The organism is Synergistaceae bacterium (assembly GCA_017444345.1).
Lineage (GTDB): Bacteria > Synergistota > Synergistia > Synergistales > Aminobacteriaceae > JAFUXM01.
In genome coordinates, this window is sequence record JAFSWW010000117.1 from 1 (window position 1) to 18,899 (window position 18,899).

Consider the following 18,899-nt stretch of genomic DNA (forward strand, 5'->3'; position numbering starts at 1 on the left):
GAAATATATTGTGTTCCGCGATCAGAATGAAATAATACTCTTTCAGGATGTCCACGTAAATTCATGCTTTAAGCAGAGTATCATATACTAATTTTGTATTTTGCCTTGAATTCACATTCTACACAATTACTTTTCGCGAGAATAAATCAATAACTACCAAATTCCTTTTACAGTACGAATATATGTAATATCGCTAATCCATGCTAAATTTGGAGTCTTAGGCTTAAATTGACGGTTAAGAACATTACTTCCAGAATTTCTATTATTTTTTCTGTAACTGCATAAAGAAGTCTTTTTAGTAGACATTTCAGGCAGTACACTCTTCCCACACTGATGTTTACACCATATTCGACCTCAAGACACTTTTTTATTTTCTTTACTCAAAGACGTTTATCAGAAGCGGTATACAAGGCAAGTATTTTAGTTATTAATTTTATCTTCATACCGGAGTTTATAAACAGCGTCTAAACATTGCTTGAGTGTGGTGTGAATATTTTTTTAATATTATATTCTCTTCCTTAAGTGCAGCGTTACGTTTTTGAAGTTCTCTTATTTGTTTAGCATTAATAATTGTATCATCGTCAAGTTTAACTTCTTTCTAAATTTCTATTTTACTGTACACTTTAGTTGTATAACACCAAATACGAATATTCTAGAAAGCGCATTGTTAGAAGCATGCGAACATTTTAATTCTGATTTTGGCAGTTAGCTTTCATACTGCGAAGCTTTTTATTAGATTACTTTGTTTGGCTTGATAGGCGGTCTCAGTAATATTGAGTCCGTTTTCTTATTCTAGTCCGTCAAGATAATCTGTCCGCCATTGCATTAACTTTATTCGCTCGGTCATGTATTCTGTGTGATTGTATGCGCCCCGCACTGAATTATTCTCAACGTGTGCCAGCTGTCATTCGATTACATCGCGATTGATTCCGTGTTCGTTTGCTATTGTTGAAAACATTGCTCGGAAGCCGTGAAGGGTTATTTACTCGTTCGTGTAGCCTATAGTCCTTAGTGAGACTCTGACTCCGTTTTCTGACATGCAGTGTAGATTATCTCTAGGCGACGGGAGTATCCAGCGGCTTTTACCGGTGATCGGGCGCAATTCATTTAAAATTGTTTTCACTTGTAAAGATAACAGGACAATGTGGCGACGCTTCATCTTCATTTTTTCTGGCGGAATATACCACGTGTCTTCGGAATTTCTGACCATTCAGCTCTACGAATTTCACCGGGACGAGCTGCCGTATACACAGAAAATAACATTGCACAACTCATGACCGTGTAAGGATATGCTTTTATTGCTCTCATCAAAATTGCGATTTCTGCCGGATTCGTTATTGTTGCATAGCGGTTTTAATGCTCCGAGAAGTGCTGAAGTAGGATCGGAATCTATACAACCTGCGGCTATTGCAAAGCGGAGCTTGGACTGTTTTGCGTGAGGGGCTTTCTCCTTTTGACCTAGCATGCTGAATCTCATCACGTTTCATGCGAGCTTCTTTTAATGAAATATGCGGATAAGTGCCAAGTGATAATTGATGTTCTTTCTTGTTTTCACAATATCTAAGAATCCAGTATTTACCCCCTGAAGGATCGATACGTAAATACAAGCCTCGTTCATCGCGAATCATATAACTTTTTTCGCGAGGTTTTGCTCTCTTGACCGAAGATTCGTTAACTATAATTACAACTCCTTTCATTCTCAACCGCATAAAAATTAAACGTAAAAATTTCTTTCTACAGTTCTTTATAGGGTAATATTTAAGTTTTAATAAATTTTATTTAGTTTGCTTAGATAATAATAACAGAAAAAGATAGATTTTAGGAGGCTTTATAATTTACATAGATTTTGTTTAGCAACTCAAAAATGGAGATAAGGGGACTCGAACCCCTGACCTCTTGAATGCCATTCAAGCGCTCTCCCAACTGAGCTATATCCCCGATTAAATTTATACAACGTTTGCAATTATATGCGAAAATATTATAATCTGTCAAGCAAAAAAATTTTCCGGTCGAATCTTTTTAACTCAACTCAACCGGAATTAACTAGCAAATTTATTACTTCACGTTTATAGCTCTATATTTCTTGTTAATTAATTTTGTTCAGGAGCTTTTTTTCTGCCCCGTCCCCTTCTTGTTTGCTGCGGCATTCTTAAATCATAATCTTCAGCAATAGAAGCACTCCAGTCCGGTGCAATACTCATACTGCGCCTATTACAAGACATCGCTCGGCTTACAGATTCAAATACTTTTCCCGTTCCCTGACTATCTGCAATATAATCTACTGCCATGTCCCGCGAAATTCCTAAATCCTGAGCTGCTGTTATTGCGTCAATATTTGCCCCGATAAATAGGAACTCCCAGCCGTATTTATTTTTTTCGTGCTCAATCATGCGCTTTATTTGCCGGCCGGTAAATCTTCTGCTGGCGTTCTCGTATCCGTCAGTTATTATCACAAAATTTGTGTATTCGGGTATTTCTTCCGGCTTTGAGTGCTTATAAATTCTTGAAATATGATTTATTGCGCCCCCTATTGCGTCAAGAAGTGCCGTGCTGCCACGCGTAAAATATTCGTCTTCGGTCATTTTTTGAATATCAGATATTTTGACTCTGTCATGTAATACTTCTTGTACATTATCAAATAAAATCGTTGATACAATAGCCTCGCCGGGTTCCTGTTTCTGCTTCTCGATTAATGAATTAAAGCCGCCTATTGTGTCGCCTTCAAGTCCTGACATTGAGCCGCTCCTATCAAGTATAAATACCATCTCGGTGATATTATTCTTGAATTTCTCGACCGGTTTATTGTCTTTATCAGCACCATTCAGGGCAGACCAAAAATTTTCGTTCTCGTCAAGCATAAACGAGTCAAGTGCAGGCATTACAAGTTTCTCAAGTTCTTCGGAATTCCCCCACATTCCTTGAGCTATTGAGGCCGCCATACATGCTACTGTGTCAGAGTCGCCCCCGATTGATACTGCATTGCGTATAGTGTCCTCGAATGAATCTGACTCAAGAAATGCAATTATCGATTCAGATACTGAGCCTTGACAAGTCTCGTCAAATTCATAATCCGGCCTGATTTCGTCAAGAGTGCGATTTAAATTATAATTATATTTTATTCTAATATAAGATTCTATTTCAGCTTTACTCTTGCCAGTTCGTGCTAAGAAAATTGCGGCTGCTATTGCTTGAGCTCCCTTTATGCCTTCAGGGTGATTGTGAGTAACTTCAGCGCTTAATTTTGCGAATCTCTCGACCGTGTCCAAATCGTCAAAGTACCATGCAACAGGAGACACTCTCATTGCCGAGCCGTTGCCGTAGCTCTTATATGGATCTCTGGAGCCGGATCTCAGCCATTTTTTGAATCTTGAGCCGTAACCTGCACCGGGGTAAATTCTGCCAAATTCGTGCATTGTGTCAATTAATACTTCTTTAAATTCTGACTCGTCTATTTCGCTGCCCTTCTTAAATTGCGTTAATGCATTAGCTACGGCCATTGTCATTACAGAATCATCCGTAAAAGTTGACTCCGGAGTCATTAACTCAAAATTTTTCGTCTTCACGTTATTGAATTCGTAAGCACTGCCTATAATGTCGCCTATAATTGCGCCTAATAACATTAGACTTTCATCTCCCATAAAATATAAAATAGTGTATAATTAGTTCAGGTTAAAATTTTAGGAATTTAGTACGTACTATTTTCTTTATTTGCTTCTTTGTTGCAACGAGAATATTTTATCATGTTTGGATTACTTAAGCTACACGTCTAAATCAATTTCAGCACATTCAATTATTAACAGTTAAGCAAGCATACTCTTGACAAATTTTTCAAACATAAATACAGCAAAAAAAATTTTGTAACTCTTGACATTACATAAATATAATTCTAAAATTTTCCACGTTGCAATTGTAACGAATTTAATTACAAGATTTATAGACAAGGGGAGAAATTCATAAATGAAAATCGCGGTAGTAGCTGCAAACGGTAAAGCAGGCCGCTTAATAGTTGAAGAGGCTGTAAAACGCGGTCTCGATGTAACTGCAATAGTTAGAGGCGAAAACAAGACAAAGGCACCTCATTCAATCAAGAGAGATATTCTTGACATTAAAGCTGAAGACTTGGAAAATTTTGACGTTGTTATTGACGCGTTCGGAACTTTTGAGCCTGATACTTTACACCTTCACAGCGAGACTTTAAAAATTTTGTGCGACGCTTTAAGCAATACTCAAACCCGTTTATTAGTCGTTGGAGGCGCGGGGAGTCTCTATCTCGATAAAAATCACACGCAGCAATTATATAAGACTCCTGATTTTCCGGAAGATTATAGGCCGCTCGCAGCTGCACAAGCTAAGGAACTTGACGAACTCAGAAAGCGCAATGACGTTAAATGGACATTCGTGAGTCCCGCCGCAGATTTCCAGCCCGACGCACCTAAAACAGGAAAATATATTCTCGCAGGTGAAGAATTTACGGTAAATTCAAAGGGTGAAAGCGTCATCAGTTATGCAGATTACGCCGCCGCAATGATTGACGAGGCAACAAAGGGAGATCACATTCAGCAAAGAATTTCGCTTTTAAAGGAGTAATTATCATGAAAAAATTTTTAGCAATTTCACTCGCATTAGTGTTAATGGCATCGGCTGCTTTAGGGGCTGTAAGTGTAGGAAATATGAACGTTTACAATTTTGATAATATCAAGCTCCACTCTTACGCGACGGGCGACAACATGAACGATTATTGTTATATTGTCGAGACTCCGGATGGACTCGTATTAATTGAGTCGACTGCTTATAAAGAAAACGTGCAGGCAATGGCTGATTATATTAAATCTCTCAATAAAAATTTAGTCGCTGCTCTGTTCGCATATCACCCTAACGGCTATAAATCTTATGGAGATGTGAAAATTTACGCGACTCAGAATGCATTAAAGAGCTGGCAGGAGGGCGGAAGTGTCAGCAATTTAACAAAGAGTTTTATTCAGGCAAGCGGCGAAAAAGTTGCTGATGATTTGCCGGATAAAGCAGAAATTATAGAAGAGGGACAAATTTTAAAGCTCGCAGGAATTGATTTCAAGATTTTGCATGAGTCAGACGGCGAGGGCTACGGAGTCGAAATTCCAGCGATTAATGCAGTTTACCGCCATATGATGGGATCAAAGACTCATAATATTTTGCCCGCAATTCCCTATATAGAAGCCGAAATTAAAGAGTTAAAAGAGTATCAAGGCAAAAATTACGCACTAATTCTCACGAGTCATCACGCTCCTGAAGGCAAAAACGCAGTCAGTGAAAAAATTGCTTATCTTGAAAAAGTTTTAGAACTCGCTAAAACCTGCAAAACACGTGAAGAATTTATCTCAAGCGTAAAAGCTGCTTTTCCTGACTATGACGGCGAGGCTTATTTACAAATGAGCGCGGGTGCTTTATTCAGCAAGTAAACTAGTTTATAATTTGTGCATCGGTCAATTAAGGCCGGTGCTATTTTTTTATCGGGGGCGGTTGAGATTCAAATTTCCAGCAGATTCACTATAGCAATACACATTTTGACGTGCATAGACTATTTTAGCGGACAATTTGCAATTACTAGTGATTTTCTCGCGTCAAGTATTCAGGTTAACCCAGTCATAATAAGAAGGCTTCTATTACAATTAAAAGCAGCGGGCATGATTAATATTAAACGCGGAAAAACAGGCATGAATTTAGCAAAATCTCTTGGAGAAATTACTCTCTATGATATTTACAAGGCTGTTGACTGCGTGGAAGGCGATTTATTCCACTTTCACGAGAACCCGAATCCTAAATGTCCAGTCGGTAAAAATATTCACTTTGCATTAGACGATTCTTTACATGAAATTCAATTTGCAATGGAGGAAAAATTACGCTCGTTCACTGTTAGAGATATTGCAAAGAAAATAAAATAAATCCCCTCACACAATCAAGCGCGAGGGGCAATTTTTTATCACTAAATCATTATTAAATCATGAAAGCACGCTTAAATCTCCGGTCTCCCTGAATAATTTATTGCACTTCACGAGAATTGCGAGTCTGTTCGCCCTGATTTTCTCGTCCTTGTCCATGACCATAACTTTTTCAAAGAAAGCAGCTACAACCGGCGATAACTCTGCTAATAATTGAGTCAATGATTCCCAGTCATATGAATCAAGCGCGTTTTTCACACTCGGCTCAAGTCTCATTACTTCCCTGTATAAATCCTGCTCTTCTCTAACTGTCATTAATGACTCGTCAGGGCTTGAGTCAGTCATGTCGGGCGCGTTTTTCTGCAAAATATTCTTGACTCTTACTGCTGAACTTACTAACTCGGTGAACCACTCATTTGATTTTACGCCGTTAAGAGTCTCGATTAGTCTTAAAGCCTGATAGGGAACTTCACCGGCTACAGAGAGTCCCAGTGTAACAAGTGCATAATCAAAGCCGCGTTCTCTTAATTGAACGTGTAATCTTTGCTGCATGAACTCTAAAATTTTCGCGCATGTCTCTTCATTAACGCCGTTAATCTTGCATGATTCTTTTACTGCGTCGGACATGTTGAAATTATATTTTCCTGCGAATAAGATTTCATTTATGCACCTTGCAGCGCGTCTTAAAGCATATGGATCTTGTGATCCGGTCGGTTCGAGTCCCACTTTATGGCAGGCCGTAATAATATGAACTCTTTCAGCGAGTCCGAGTACTGCTCCTACACTGTCAGTCGGAGTCTTATCCGCGGCTGTCTGCGGTAAATACTGCTCGTGAATTGCTAGGGCGACTCGCGGATCTTCACCGCTTGATTTCGCATATTCTCGTCCCATAATGCCTTGTAATTCCGGGAATTCGAATACCATGCTAGTAACTAAATCAGCTTTTGATAAATACGCAGCCCGGTCAACAAGTGAGGCTATATCCTTCATATTATATTTATCGCAGAACCAGAGAGCTAATTTTCTTGTTAGCATGACTTTATCGTAAACGCTGCCGAGTTTTTCCTGATAGGTTACACTTTTCAATCTCTCAACATATGACGCCAGCGGGATATTTCTATCTTCGTCCCAGAAAAATGCTGCGTCTTCGAGTCTTGCGCGTAAAACTCTCTCATTACCTTCACGAATTACGCCAATATCAGGCACATGATTATTGCTTACTCCGACAAAATAATTTGCGAGCTTACCGTTTTTATCTTTATTGCGGACTGCTAAATATTTCTGATTCTTCTTCATTGAAGTAGTCAATACTTCTTCGGGAATCTCAAGATAACGCTTATCAAATGAGCCAGTGAAGGGGACGGGGAATTCAACAAGATATAAATTTTCCTGTAAAATATTTGCGTCCATCTCGACTTCTAAATTTCCGTCAAAATCCTTCTGTAAATTTGCGATTGCGCTCTTCATTTTCTGTAGGCGTTTTTCCTGATCAAGAATCACGCTGTTATCATAAAGCAAATCCATAAATTCAGCCGCGTTATTTACTGTTACAGCTTTCTTGCCCATGAATCTATGCCCGCTTGTAATCCGGCCTGATATGACATTGCCATATTTGAACGGTATAATTTTTTCGTCAGCAAGCGCAACTATCCACCGAATCGGCCTCGCAAATCTCACGCCCGAATTATCCCAGTACATACTTTTAGGGAATGTGAGTCCGGAAATAAGCGACACAAAAATATCCGGCAATACATCAAGAGTGCTGCGGGTCTCCTGTCTGACTTCAGCAGCAATATATTTAACGCCGTTTACTTCCATTTCGCGCAGGTCATTAACGTCAACACCGCGATTTTTTGCGAAACCTATAGCGGCTCGGGTGGGTTCTCCGTTCTGGTCATAGGCTGCTGTCAGAGGCGGGCCTTTCAGCATTTCAACGAGTGCGCTTTGTATATCACTTACATTTGAGAGCATTAATACAAGCCTTCTCGGAGTCGCATATGTCTTAACGTCTTTAAATTCTATACGGTTTGAGGTAAAAGATTCTTCTGCTTTTGTCTTGAGTGATTCTAAAGCGTCGGGAATAAATCTCGATGGTATTTCTTCAGTGCCTATCTCTAGCAAAACATTTTTAATCGGCATATAAATATCTCTCCTTTATTGTTCGTCAAAAAATGTCCCTGTAGAATTCGTGAACTTGTCCATTAACGGGAAGCCCATTTCTTCACGCTGCTTTCTATAGGCCTCGGCACATCTACAGGCAAGGGCGCGGACTCTTGATATATAACTCGTTCGCTCTGTAACACTGATTGCGTTTCTTGCGTCAAGTAAATTAAACGTGTGAGAACTCTTTAACACGTAATCATAAGCAGGCAGCACAAAACCCTTATCAAGAATCCGGCCGGCCTCAGCTTCATACATATTAAATAACTGGAATAACATTTCAGTATCAGCTATCTCAAAATTATAGTGTGAGTGTTCAATTTCTCCCTGTAAATGAACGTCGCCGTAAGTTACATTATTGACCCAACTTAAATCATAAACGCTATTAACTTTCTGAACGTACATTGCGATTCGTTCGATTCCGTAAGTTAATTCTGCGGGAACTGATTCCATATCTAGGCCGCCTAACTGCTGAAAATATGTAAATTGCGTGATTTCCATTCCGTCAAGCCAGACTTCCCAGCCGAGTCCCCATGCTCCTGTTGATGGGTTCTCCCAGTCGTCTTCTACGAATCTTATATCATGTTCGGACGGGTCAATGCCTAGTGATGCAAGACTCTCTATATATAATTCCTGAATATTTGCGGGCGCGGGCTTGATTATTACTTGATATTGATAATAATGCTGTAATCGATTCGGATTTTTGCCGTATCTGCCATCTGATGGTCTTCTTGAAGGCTCGACATAAGCAACCCGCCACGGTTCAGGGCCTAATACTCTTAATGCTGTAGCTGGATTCATTGTGCCTGCTCCTACCTCGATATCATAAGGCTGTTGTACAACACAATCATGACGACTCCAAAAATTTTCAAGCCTAAAATATATCTCTTGGAAATTCATTTATTGCACTCCTTTATTATTTTTTCCGCGATGCTAACTGTGGATTTGCTGCCAAATATGGAAGAGGATTCACGGGTTTATCATTAATTCTGACTTCAAAATGTAAATGTTCAGTTGAAGCTCTGCCCGTTCGTCCTACATGGGCTATGACTTGGCCGACTGTTATGCGCTGGCCGGGTCTGACTGATACTGTATTGCAATGAGCGTAAAGAGTTTTGACTCCTCCGCCGTGATCCATCAAAACAAAATTTCCGTAACCTCGAAATCCCGGTGTTGAATTATTGCCGGTTTTAGCGACGACTCCGGAATTTGCGGCACGTATAGGCGTATTCAAAGGCATGGGAATATCGACTCCCGCGTGAAGTCTTCTGCCTCTTGGTCCGAATCCTGAAGTAACTTTACCGTCAACCGGCCATAACATTTTCCCGTTGAGTCTCGGCAAATTTCGCACGTAATTATCATTAGGTCTTCTCGGTGGCGTGTAAAAATATGGCTGTAAATAGTCCGGAATTGTCCCGAAAGTGTGATCTAAATCTGCGAGTTTAGGGCGTTTAGGTGCTGCTTCAGGAGGGAGTCTAACTGCTTCGACTTTATCGCCGGAAATTACTAATCTCATCGGGCCTGTTACAGGATTCCCATTCGGTGAAAGTATTATAATCGGATCCATTAAGCCCGGTATCTTGTCGGGATCTTCTGATTTTTTCTGAGCATCGGCTAAAATTTTATCAGGGGGCGTGCTGCTCTTGTTATTATTATTTGCCGGCATTGCTGGGACTCGTTTAATTTCAGGTATAACCGGCGCGGGTTTAGGGTCGGGCTTCTTTGCTACTGGTAACGAGGCGGAATAATTGAGTCGTCCCTTGTTTTGCCATATTGCGAGTAAATCAGCGTGATTCTTTGGCAAATAAATAACTGTACTCGGCTTTATGTCGCCTGAACTCGTAGAATTTGCCCAGAAAATATCTTCTATAGTGAAATTATGCATTACACAATAATGATTTAATTGCTCTAACCCTTTTGAAATATCTTCGTCAAATGTAATAGATTCCCATTTTGCTGCATATCCTGCTGTCGTTATTATTAGCAAGCTCGAAAAAATTAAAATTGTTTTATGTAATAATTTCATGTTTAATCACTCTCCGTAAAATATGCTTTATATAATATTTGCTTATTATAACGTGTAAAGCCTTAAGAAATACAAAAAATTTTTATTCACGCGCAAAAAAAATCAGGACTCGCAAGCGCAAATCCTGATAATTATTATAATCTCGTATAAATATTATTGAGCCTGATCTAACTTTACAGCTATAACCGGTTTATAAGTGATTCCGGCCTCAAACCATGCTGATACAATTACGCAAAAATCTTCAGGGACGTTAAAAATTTCTTGGCCGTCTTGATTAAAGAATATTGCGGTGTTGTCGTCTTCAGAGTCAGAAATTTGACCGTCCGGGAATGAATGCCAAATTAATTTTGCGTTTTCGGGCACTGACTTATCAAGCGATATAGTGAATTCATAAATGCCGCTCTCGTCAACTTTTACATCAGGCAATATAGCAGCAATCATGAAATCATCATTAGAGACAAGGGACAAAGCCGCCGAGTCAAGAGTTAAATTATTGCTGCTCTCTTGTTGAGTCGACTCGTTTTGTGATTCTATCTCGTTTTCTGATTGATTCGGTGATTCTTGTGATTCTGATTCTGATTCAGATTCAGAGTCCGCAAAATCTTTATTACTTGCTGAGTCTGCATTATTAATCACAAGAGTAAATTTCTTACTTTTCTTGCCGCCTTCATTCTGAACAGTAACAGTAAATTTAAATTTGCCGTTATCTGTAGGAGTTCCTGAAATATCGCCGGATTCATTAAGAGTCAAGCCGGGGGGAGTCTTCCCGCTCCATGACCATTTTAAAATCTCGCTGCCAGTTGCCTCAAGAAAGTCGTTATATGTTTCTCCTACTGTTCCCGCCTCAAGTGTCTTTGTTATGATTTTGGGCTTGACGGATTTAAATGTAAATTTCACAGCTTTTGTATAGCTCCCTGCCTGATTTTCCGCAGTTATTTCAGCTTTTCCGCTAAAATTGTGCTTGAGGGTTCCTGTAATTATTCCTGTGTCTGAGTCGATTTCTAGACCTTCAGGGAGTCCGGCGGCACTCCATGTAATAGGGGCATCTCCTGCTGATAGTTTCATTTCGCCTATAAATTCATTATTAATATATGCGGTCTTGAATGAACTAGTTTTAATTTTAGGCGCAACAGGATTTATTGTAATAGTGCAAGACTCCTCGATGTATAAAGATTCGTTTCCTGCTCTGACTGTAAAATTATAAGTTCCGCATTGAGTAGGTTTGCCTGAAATTTTGCCGGATTTAAGAGTCAAACCGGGTGGAAAATCTCCGCTTGAAATACTCCAATTTTTGAGCTTGGCACCTGTAACAGTGAAAGAGCCTTTATAACTTTTTCCACTTGTACCTATGGGCAGTGATTTCTTAGAGATACCGAATACAGCTAGAGAAATTTTCTTAGTTTCTGTTCCTGCTGGGTTAGTAATCTTGACAGTAAAATTAAATTTTCCTGCCGCTGTTGGAGTTCCCGTAATATTGCCCTGCTCATCAATTGAGAGTCCCTTTAGTGCTTCGGGGAGATTCTCAAGTGATATGCTTGTTATTGACGTGCCGGTAAAATCAATAGGAATACTACAATTTTTGTTTACAGGAGCAGCAGGGAGACTCTTTGTTTTGATTTTAGGCTTTGAAGGAAAATCAGAAATTGAAATTGTGAATGTCCTAGTGTCTTTGCCGCCTGTGTTGCTTGCTTCAAGAGTAAATGTAAAATCGCCTGTTTCTGTTGGAATACCTGAAATTATGCCGGTATCTTCATAAAGCATGAGTCCGTTGGGTAAATTGCCGCTTGTTTTCTCCCATGTAATGGGTTTTGTGCCTGCCGCTTCAAGACTTACAGAATAATTTACTTTCTTACTGCCTGCTTTGAGAATAGAATTTGTAGTAATTGCGGGCTTTTCACTCACAGTTATAGTGAATATTCTAGAGTCATCACCTGCTGAATTACTTGCTTTGACCGTAAAAGAAAATTTATCAGCTTTAGTGGGAGTGCCTGAAATTGTGCCGCTATTCGAGAGTGTGAGTCCATCCGGTAAATTGCCGCTTGTTTTCTCCCATGTAATAGGCTTAGTGCCTGAGGCTTCAAGAGTAACAGAATATTTTTCTCCTTTAGTGCCTGCTTTGAGTGTAGCACTTGTAGTAATTGCAGGCTTTTCACTCACTGTTATAGTGAATGTTCTAGTGTCATCACCTGCTGTATTGCTTGCCCTGACAGTAAAAGAGAAACTGCCGTTTTTCGTGGGAGTTCCTGAAATTGTGCCGCTATTTGAGAGTGTTAATCCGTTTGGTAAATCGCCGCCAGTTTTCTTCCATGTAATAGGCTTAGTGCCTGAGGCTTCAAGAGTAACAGAATATTTTTCTCCTTTAGTGCCTGCTTTGAGTGTAGCACTTGTAGTAATTGCAGGCTTTTCACTCACTGTTATAGAAAATGTTCTAGAGTCATCGCCTGCTGTATTACTTGCCTTAACAATAAAAGAGAAATTACCCGCTTTCGTAGGAGTGCCTGAAATTGTGCCGCTATTCGAGAGTGTGAGTCCGTCTGGTAAATTGCCGCCTGTTTTCTCCCATGTAATAGGTTTTGTGCCTGTAGCGTCAAGAGTTACAGAATAATTTTCACCTTTAATACCTGCTTTGAGAGTAGCACTTGTAGTAATTATAGGCTTTTCACTCACTGTTATAGAAAATGTTCTAGAGTCTTCACCTGCTGTATTGCTTGCCCTGACAGTAAAAGAGAAACTGCCGTTTTTCGTGGGAGTTCCTGAAATTGTGCCGCTATTTGAGAGTGTTAATCCGTTTGGTAAATCGCCGCTAGTTTTCTTCCATGTAATAGGCGTTGTTCCTGTTGCCTCAAGAGTTACAGAATAACTTTCTCCCTTAGCACCTGCTGGAAGAGTCTCTCCTGTTGTGATTGTTGGAGCTTCATTAACAGCAATTAAGAAATTTCTAGAGTCCTCTCCCTCCGTGTTGCTTGCTTTGACAGAAAATGAGAAATTGCCTGATTCTGTAGGAATACCTGAGATTATACCTGAACTTGACAGCGATAAACCCTTTGGCAAAGTGCCGCTTGTTTTCTCCCATGTAATAGGCGTTGTTCCTGACGCAGATAAAATTACAGCATAATTTTCATATTTACTTCCCGGTGTAAGTGTCTCGTTTGTCGTGATTGTCAGTGCTTTTTGCGATTCTTTTACTGTCAGAGTAAATTGCTTTTGATCATCTGTGTATCCATCAGCTGCATCGATGGAAAAAGTGTATGTCCCTGCTTGATCAGGAGTACCCTTCAGAATAATTGAAGTATAGTCATTGCTGTCTCTGCGGTAATCAAGCCACGACGGAACATTATAATAAGGAGTCAAGAAAAATAGCACAATGGGTATATTGGTTTTGACCGTTTCATTATATTCAACACCAACAATAGCGTCTTTAAGGTTTGTTGTTAATATTTCTAACCCCTTATCGGAATCGCTAATTGTGATTATAAAAATTTTAGAGTCCTCGCCAGCTGAGTTACTCGCCTTAACAGTAAATGAGAAAGTGCCTGAGTTTGTCGGAGTTCCTGAAATTTCGCCGGTATTTGCAAGGGTTAGGCCATCAGGTAAACTGCCGCCTGTTTTTGTCCATGTGGATTCTGTTCCTGACGATTTAAGAGTTACAGAATATTTCTTGCCTTTAATGCCATTTTTGAGATATGGTGCCGTTGTTATTGATGGCGTCTGAGTTACGTTTAATGTCAATTCTTTCTCATCAGAGCCCGCAATATTACTCGCCTTAACAGCAAATAGAAATTCGCCTGTCTGAGTTGGAGTTCCAGAAATTAACCCCGAATTATTAAGAGTTAACCCGCTCGGTAATTTTCCTTGAGTTATTTGGCATGAAGTAGGAGTACCGCCTGTTAATTCAATCTGTGCCGAATATTCTGCGCCGTAAACTGCATCAGGCAAGGATTCAGTTATTATTTCAGGTTTACCAGCCATTATGATATAAACAGTCATAGGCATATATCTGCCAACATCATAATTATATCGGATAGTAGTTGTACTCGAAGAAAATTTTATGATGCCTGTAGAACTGTCGTATTGCAATGACGCTCCTGTATCGTTGTCTATAACGTTTGATACTTTGCTAATTCTGTCCTGCAAATAGTCCTTAAGATTTATGTAATAGCCGTCGGAATCCTCATTAACTGTCAGACCTGTAACTTTTTGATTGCCGCAATCATAAATTCCATTATATGTATTGCTTAAATCTAAAGCCATTAATTGATTCCATGAGCAGTCACAAAGAGTAGATAAACGATTTTTCCCCACGTCTAGGGTTGTTAATTGATTATAGCTGCAATCAAGATAAGATAACTTCTCTATTGTTCCTAGATTTAGTAATGTCAATTGATTATCGTTGCAATAAAGCTCATATAAACGTATATTCTTGCTAACGTCTAAAGTTGTTAATTGATTTGCACCGCAATCTAGATGAATTAGAGCCGTATTCTTGCTAACGTCCAAAGTTGTTAAATTGTTACCGCCGCAATCAAGATAAGTCAGAGCTATATTCTTGCTAACGTCCAAAGTTATTAATTTGTTACTCCTGCAACTTAGATAACTCAGAACCGCAATCTTGCTAACATCCAAAGTTGTTAGTTTGTTATAGCCGCAATCTAGATAAATCAGAGCCGTATTCTTGCTAATATCTAAAGCCGTTAACTGGTTATATTTACAATCCAGAGAAGTTAGAGCCGTGAAGAATTCAATACCCTTCAGAGAGCCTATATTCATGCCTTTAGACGGTAAAATTTTGTTTTCCGTGTAGAGTTTCATTGAAGTAACATTATTAATTTCTTCGTAGCTTAATGCTCCGTTAGAGTCAATGTCAAAATTTGTTTTCACATAATCTTGGAAATTGAAATCAGGGAAATTTGTGTCATTGATAGCTATACCAACAGGTGCGGGCGGTGTCGGTTGTGATTTGCCATCAGGAATAGTAAAGGCCTTTATACAAACATTGTATCCAGAAGCTTCAACTGCATCGCGCCAAGTTGTTCCGTCTGAAGAATAATAAGACTCGTTCAAATTTGTAACCGCATTATATCTAGAAGAGTAGTTTTTCTCAATTGCAGTCCCTGTATCTGTCTTAACTACAACTGAGAAATAATGCCCCTTAGAAATTTTTATCGCATTCTGAGAAAAATCTTCCGTGTGATAACCTGAATATGAGTTATAGCCGTCTTTTTTGCTGGCGGTTAAGGTTCCGTTAATAGGGGAATCGGGTTGCTCAGTGCCGAGATCATACACGTAAATTTCGTAATTAGTATTGTTATCAATTGTGTAAAATCCTACATACTGCAAAATTTCATCTGATTCTGTCTTGAAGATATTTGCTGACCATTTCCCATTTGTAGAGCCTAAGTATCCCAGATCGTCATAACCGTAGTGCTTGAGTCCTTCAGGTGCGTCATCCAATATTAATAAAGTTGTGTCGACGATATACTGTTCATAGGACATCCAGAAATAGCCGTCATCGCCCCAGTCAGTTCCCCATGAATTACGAACGAGCCAAGCTCCGTCTTTCGTGGGTCTCATAGACACAGGGAAGTTCATGCGAGAAAAATTATCATCCCAGCCTACAATATTAACTGCGTGAGTGATATTAAACCAAGAATCGTTACCATTATAATAATAAACTTTAACGTATTTACCATCTACTAGATGAGTAGAGTAGTTATCATGATTATTACAATAAGAAATACCCAACGCACCTTGTTTAATAACGAGTTCCTTGACTACATTCATAATTTTGTCGCCGCTTAAATATCCAATGCTATATGTATCTTTAAGTCTAACTGGTAAAGTAGTATATTCTTCGGGTAATTTATCGGGAGCTGTATATGTATATTGTCTTGAGGGGTAAGGAAGTATATTTTCACGCACAAATCCCAGCCTTGAAGTTAATGCGATTACTTTATCAAAATTTCCGCCTTGATCTAAAATATCTTCATCCTCATAATTTAGACCGAAAGATTTACCCGGCCGCGTGTCTCCATAAACAAAATATGCAACAAACATTTCTGACAAGTCAAGAACGCTATCACTATAAAGAGTCTTATAAGTCGATTCCATTGAAGCGAGCGATGCGTGTGCCCAGCAAGTTCCCCATGGATTTTGATTTTTGACTGGAGTGAGTCTATTTTGCTCTCTCAGATCATAGTAATCCGGCACTGTGTTTAAAATAGAAATCTCACCGTCACGAGGTTTAGGGGGATTCTTCCATAAATGACTTCTATCAATGGGACTCGGTATTACTCCGCCTTTGAAAGAATCGGCTTCAGATTTTATTGAGACTTCTTTTTGCTGCTCAAGACTTTCGAGCCATTTTACATATTCAGGTGAAGGCGGAAGAATCACTATATCGTTATCACTTGCAAATGCTGAATATGGGCATAAAACGCGAAATAACAATAATGTAATTACTGCAAATTTCTTGAACTTCATAAATAATTCACTCCTTAGTATAAAGCATAAAATAAATAAATTCTTTATGACAACGAGCACAAATTTTTTAATGAATTCACTTAAGGAGGTTCTGACTCTAGGGAACTGCTCACGAAATTACGTATTTTACGGGGGGGGGGCATGAGTAATCACAAGCATTTACGCCTATAAAATATAATAATTTCATGATATGTTCTCTGCCTCCTTATTAAATAATTATCAAATTTTATTCCTGCTGTAAATTTGTAGTCTTTGTAGTGATAAGTCATTATAGCATATGAAATTTACGAGAAATCACGTTATATATACTTATTCAAGCAAGTTATAATCATGAATATTTTATTATGAGGGGAGAAATTTTCATGAAAGTTTTATTAATCAATGGCAGCCCTAACGAGAAAGGCTGTACTTTTACGGCATTAAGTGAAGTTGCTGACATTCTCAATCACGAGGGAATCGACACGGAATTTTTCCATATCGGCAAGAAAGCGATTCAGGGCTGTATAGGCTGCTTTAAGTGCGCTACTCTCGGACATTGTGTATTTAATGACAGCGTAAATGAATTAACAGCAAGGCTTGACGAGTTCGACGGCTTTGTTATAGGCTCACCTGTTTATTATGCCGGGCCGAATGGGAGTTTATGCGCTTTTCTTGACAGATTCTTTTTTTCAGGCGGGGACAAATTTTTCAATAAGCCCGGTGCTTGTGTAGTATCCTGTAGAAGAGGGGGAGCGTCGGCAGCTTTTGACAGGTTGAATAAATATTTTACGATTAAACTTATGCCGGTCGTCTCGTCTCAATACTGGAATCAAGTTCACGGAAATACTCCGGATGAAGTAAGACAGGATTTAGAAGGCTTGCAGACTATGCGGACACTTGGCCGGAATATGGCTTGGCTGTTGAAGTCAATCAAAGCAGGCAATAAAGAAGGCTTAAATATTCCTGAGCTTGAAGAGTGGCAAGGTACTAACTTTATAAGATAGAAAATTTTTTCCATGAAATACGGGGGAATATCTAGTAACAAGCATGATTAATATATTTATGATTTAGCAGCAAGTTCTAAAATTTTTATAATTAATTCGCTCGCTTTATTCATAACCTGAATCGAAATAAATTCAAATCTGCTGTGCCAGTTACAAGCCCCCGTAAAAATATTAGGTGTAAGAAGTCCCCGCCAAGTCAAAGCCGCTCCGTCAGTTCCGCCTCTCACTGGGACAATAACAGGCTTAATATTTAATTCTTTCATTGCTTGAATGGCTAAATTAACCGGCTGCATATTATCTTGTATTTTCTCGAACATGTTGTAATACTGATCTATTATATTAAGCTCAAATTTTGCCGAGATATATTTTCCTTGTAAGAAATCAACGCACTTAGCAATAAATTTTTTACGGGACTCAAATTTTTTCATGTCATGATCTCGAATAATAAAATTTAATTCTGCATATTCTGAACTTGCATTAAAGCTCATACAGTGATAAAAGCCTTCCCGGCCTTCTGTTGTTGCTGGAGTCTCGTTTGCTGGTAAAAGATTTAATAATTCATTTGCTAGAGTTATAGCACTGACCATTAAATTTTTTGCGCTGCCCGGGTGAACTGAACGGCCGTAAATTTTTATAGCGGCTTTTGCTGCGTTGAAATTTTCGTAATTAATCTCACCTAATTCCCCGCCGTCTACTGTATAAGCAAAATCCGCCCCGAATTCCTGAATATTTAAATTTTTAGCAAGTTCGCCTATTTCTTCGTCTGGAGTGAAAGCAATTTTTATGTCGCCGTGTTCAATTTCAGGATGTGAAATTAAGTAATCAAGCGCGCCCATTATTTCAGCGATTCCGGCCTTGTCGTCTGCTCCTAAAAGTGTAGTGCCGTCTGTAACTATTAAATCATGACTTATAAAATTTTTTAGCTCCGGAAAGTCTTCAGGGGATAAATTAACTTGCTGATTCAGTGCGATATTATTTCCGTCATAATTATTTATTATTCTTGCGTTGACATTTGCGCCAGTGATTTCTGTCGCTGTGTCCATATGAGAAATAAAGCCTATTGATGGAATTTCTTTATTAGAGTTAGATTTTAGAGTGCCAGTTACATAAGCATGTTCACTGATTGAAGCATTAATGCCGCGTTCCTGCAATTCCTGTAATAACTCACGAGCTAAGAGCCATTGTTTTTCTGTGCTGGGAATGACTCCGGCGTTTTCCTGCGATTGAGTGTCATATTTTATATATTTCAAAAAATGTTCTAGTGTCGTGAACAAGTTAAAAGCCTCCCCGAAAATTTTGCTTAAATAATTATATCAAGTTTTCAAGGAGGCC

At 39.0% G+C, this 18,899-nt stretch carries 12 protein-coding genes and 1 tRNA gene; 4 read left to right on the forward strand and 9 right to left on the reverse strand.

The window, feature by feature from the left end; translation table 11 throughout:
• Window positions 1-982: 982 nt before the first annotated feature.
• The 4 genes from IJS99_09100 to IJS99_09115 all read right to left on the reverse strand — a co-directional run bounded on the left by IJS99_09100 (window position 983) and on the right by IJS99_09115 (window position 3,620).
• The gene (locus IJS99_09100) at window positions 983-1,159 is read right to left on the reverse strand and encodes a hypothetical protein (GenBank protein MBQ7561967.1); all 177 of its coding nucleotides are present in this window, start codon (window positions 1,157-1,159) and stop codon (window positions 983-985) included.
• Between the two features lie 175 nt (window positions 1,160-1,334).
• A complete protein-coding gene (locus IJS99_09105; GenBank protein ID MBQ7561968.1) occupies window positions 1,335-1,697 on the reverse strand; it encodes a DUF4102 domain-containing protein in 363 nt (120 codons plus the stop codon).
• A 168-nt stretch (window positions 1,698-1,865) separates the two neighbouring features.
• Window positions 1,866-1,938 (reverse strand) — tRNA-Ala (locus IJS99_09110).
• Between the two features lie 152 nt (window positions 1,939-2,090).
• Entirely contained in the window at window positions 2,091-3,620 is a 1,530-nt protein-coding gene (locus IJS99_09115; GenBank protein ID MBQ7561969.1) for an ADP-ribosylglycohydrolase family protein, read from the reverse strand.
• A 337-nt stretch (window positions 3,621-3,957) separates the two neighbouring features.
• Between IJS99_09115 and IJS99_09120 the strand changes: the two genes are divergently transcribed.
• The 3 genes from IJS99_09120 to IJS99_09130 all read left to right on the forward strand — a co-directional run bounded on the left by IJS99_09120 (window position 3,958) and on the right by IJS99_09130 (window position 5,921).
• The gene (locus IJS99_09120; GenBank protein ID MBQ7561970.1) at window positions 3,958-4,587 is read left to right on the forward strand and encodes an NAD(P)-dependent oxidoreductase; all 630 of its coding nucleotides are present in this window, start codon (window positions 3,958-3,960) and stop codon (window positions 4,585-4,587) included.
• A gap of 5 nt (window positions 4,588-4,592) precedes the next feature.
• Complete coding sequence (locus IJS99_09125) at window positions 4,593-5,438, forward strand: MBL fold metallo-hydrolase (GenBank protein MBQ7561971.1); 846 nt, start codon at window positions 4,593-4,595, stop codon at window positions 5,436-5,438.
• Window positions 5,439-5,504: 66 nt separating this feature from the next.
• Entirely contained in the window at window positions 5,505-5,921 is a 417-nt protein-coding gene (locus IJS99_09130) for an Rrf2 family transcriptional regulator (protein ID MBQ7561972.1), read from the forward strand.
• Between the two features lie 57 nt (window positions 5,922-5,978).
• On the opposite strand, the gene IJS99_09135 is transcribed toward IJS99_09130, so the two are convergent.
• The 4 genes from IJS99_09135 to IJS99_09150 form a co-directional block, all read right to left on the reverse strand.
• Window positions 5,979-8,057: a glycine--tRNA ligase subunit beta gene (locus IJS99_09135; protein ID MBQ7561973.1), complete on the reverse strand. Its 2,079-nt coding sequence runs from the start codon at window positions 8,055-8,057 to the stop codon at window positions 5,979-5,981.
• 15 nt (window positions 8,058-8,072) lie between these two features.
• A complete protein-coding gene (glyQ, locus tag IJS99_09140; GenBank protein ID MBQ7561974.1) occupies window positions 8,073-8,978 on the reverse strand; it encodes a glycine--tRNA ligase subunit alpha in 906 nt (301 codons plus the stop codon).
• Between the two features lie 16 nt (window positions 8,979-8,994).
• Window positions 8,995-10,104: a M23 family metallopeptidase gene (locus IJS99_09145; GenBank protein ID MBQ7561975.1), complete on the reverse strand. Its 1,110-nt coding sequence runs from the start codon at window positions 10,102-10,104 to the stop codon at window positions 8,995-8,997.
• Between the two features lie 153 nt (window positions 10,105-10,257).
• The gene (locus IJS99_09150; GenBank protein ID MBQ7561976.1) at window positions 10,258-16,584 is read right to left on the reverse strand and encodes a putative Ig domain-containing protein; all 6,327 of its coding nucleotides are present in this window, start codon (window positions 16,582-16,584) and stop codon (window positions 10,258-10,260) included.
• Window positions 16,585-16,946: 362 nt separating this feature from the next.
• On the opposite strand from IJS99_09150, the gene IJS99_09155 reads away from it, so the two are divergent.
• Window positions 16,947-17,567, forward strand: a complete 621-nt coding sequence (locus IJS99_09155; protein ID MBQ7561977.1) for a flavodoxin family protein — start codon at window positions 16,947-16,949, stop codon at window positions 17,565-17,567.
• Between the two features lie 56 nt (window positions 17,568-17,623).
• On the opposite strand, the gene pepT is transcribed toward IJS99_09155, so the two are convergent.
• A complete protein-coding gene (gene pepT, locus IJS99_09160) occupies window positions 17,624-18,841 on the reverse strand; it encodes a peptidase T (GenBank protein ID MBQ7561978.1) in 1,218 nt (405 codons plus the stop codon).
• Window positions 18,842-18,899: the final 58 nt, after the last annotated feature.

Coding starts and splice junctions, on each gene's coding strand:
- IJS99_09125 (MBQ7561971.1), top strand. CDS start 4,593: ATGAAAAAATTTTTAGCAATTTCACTCGCATTAGTGTTAATGGCATCG.
- IJS99_09155 (MBQ7561977.1), top strand. CDS start 16,947: ATGAAAGTTTTATTAATCAATGGCAGCCCTAACGAGAAAGGCTGTACT.
- IJS99_09115 (MBQ7561969.1), bottom strand. CDS start 3,620: ATGTTATTAGGCGCAATTATAGGCGACATTATAGGCAGTGCTTACGAA.
- IJS99_09105 (MBQ7561968.1), bottom strand. CDS start 1,697: ATGAAAGGAGTTGTAATTATAGTTAACGAATCTTCGGTCAAGAGAGCA.
- IJS99_09120 (MBQ7561970.1), top strand. CDS start 3,958: ATGAAAATCGCGGTAGTAGCTGCAAACGGTAAAGCAGGCCGCTTAATA.
- IJS99_09145 (MBQ7561975.1), bottom strand. CDS start 10,104: ATGAAATTATTACATAAAACAATTTTAATTTTTTCGAGCTTGCTAATA.
- IJS99_09150 (MBQ7561976.1), bottom strand. CDS start 16,584: ATGAAGTTCAAGAAATTTGCAGTAATTACATTATTGTTATTTCGCGTT.
- IJS99_09135 (MBQ7561973.1), bottom strand. CDS start 8,057: ATGCCGATTAAAAATGTTTTGCTAGAGATAGGCACTGAAGAAATACCA.
- glyQ (MBQ7561974.1), bottom strand. CDS start 8,978: ATGAATTTCCAAGAGATATATTTTAGGCTTGAAAATTTTTGGAGTCGT.
- IJS99_09100 (MBQ7561967.1), bottom strand. CDS start 1,159: ATGAAGCGTCGCCACATTGTCCTGTTATCTTTACAAGTGAAAACAATT.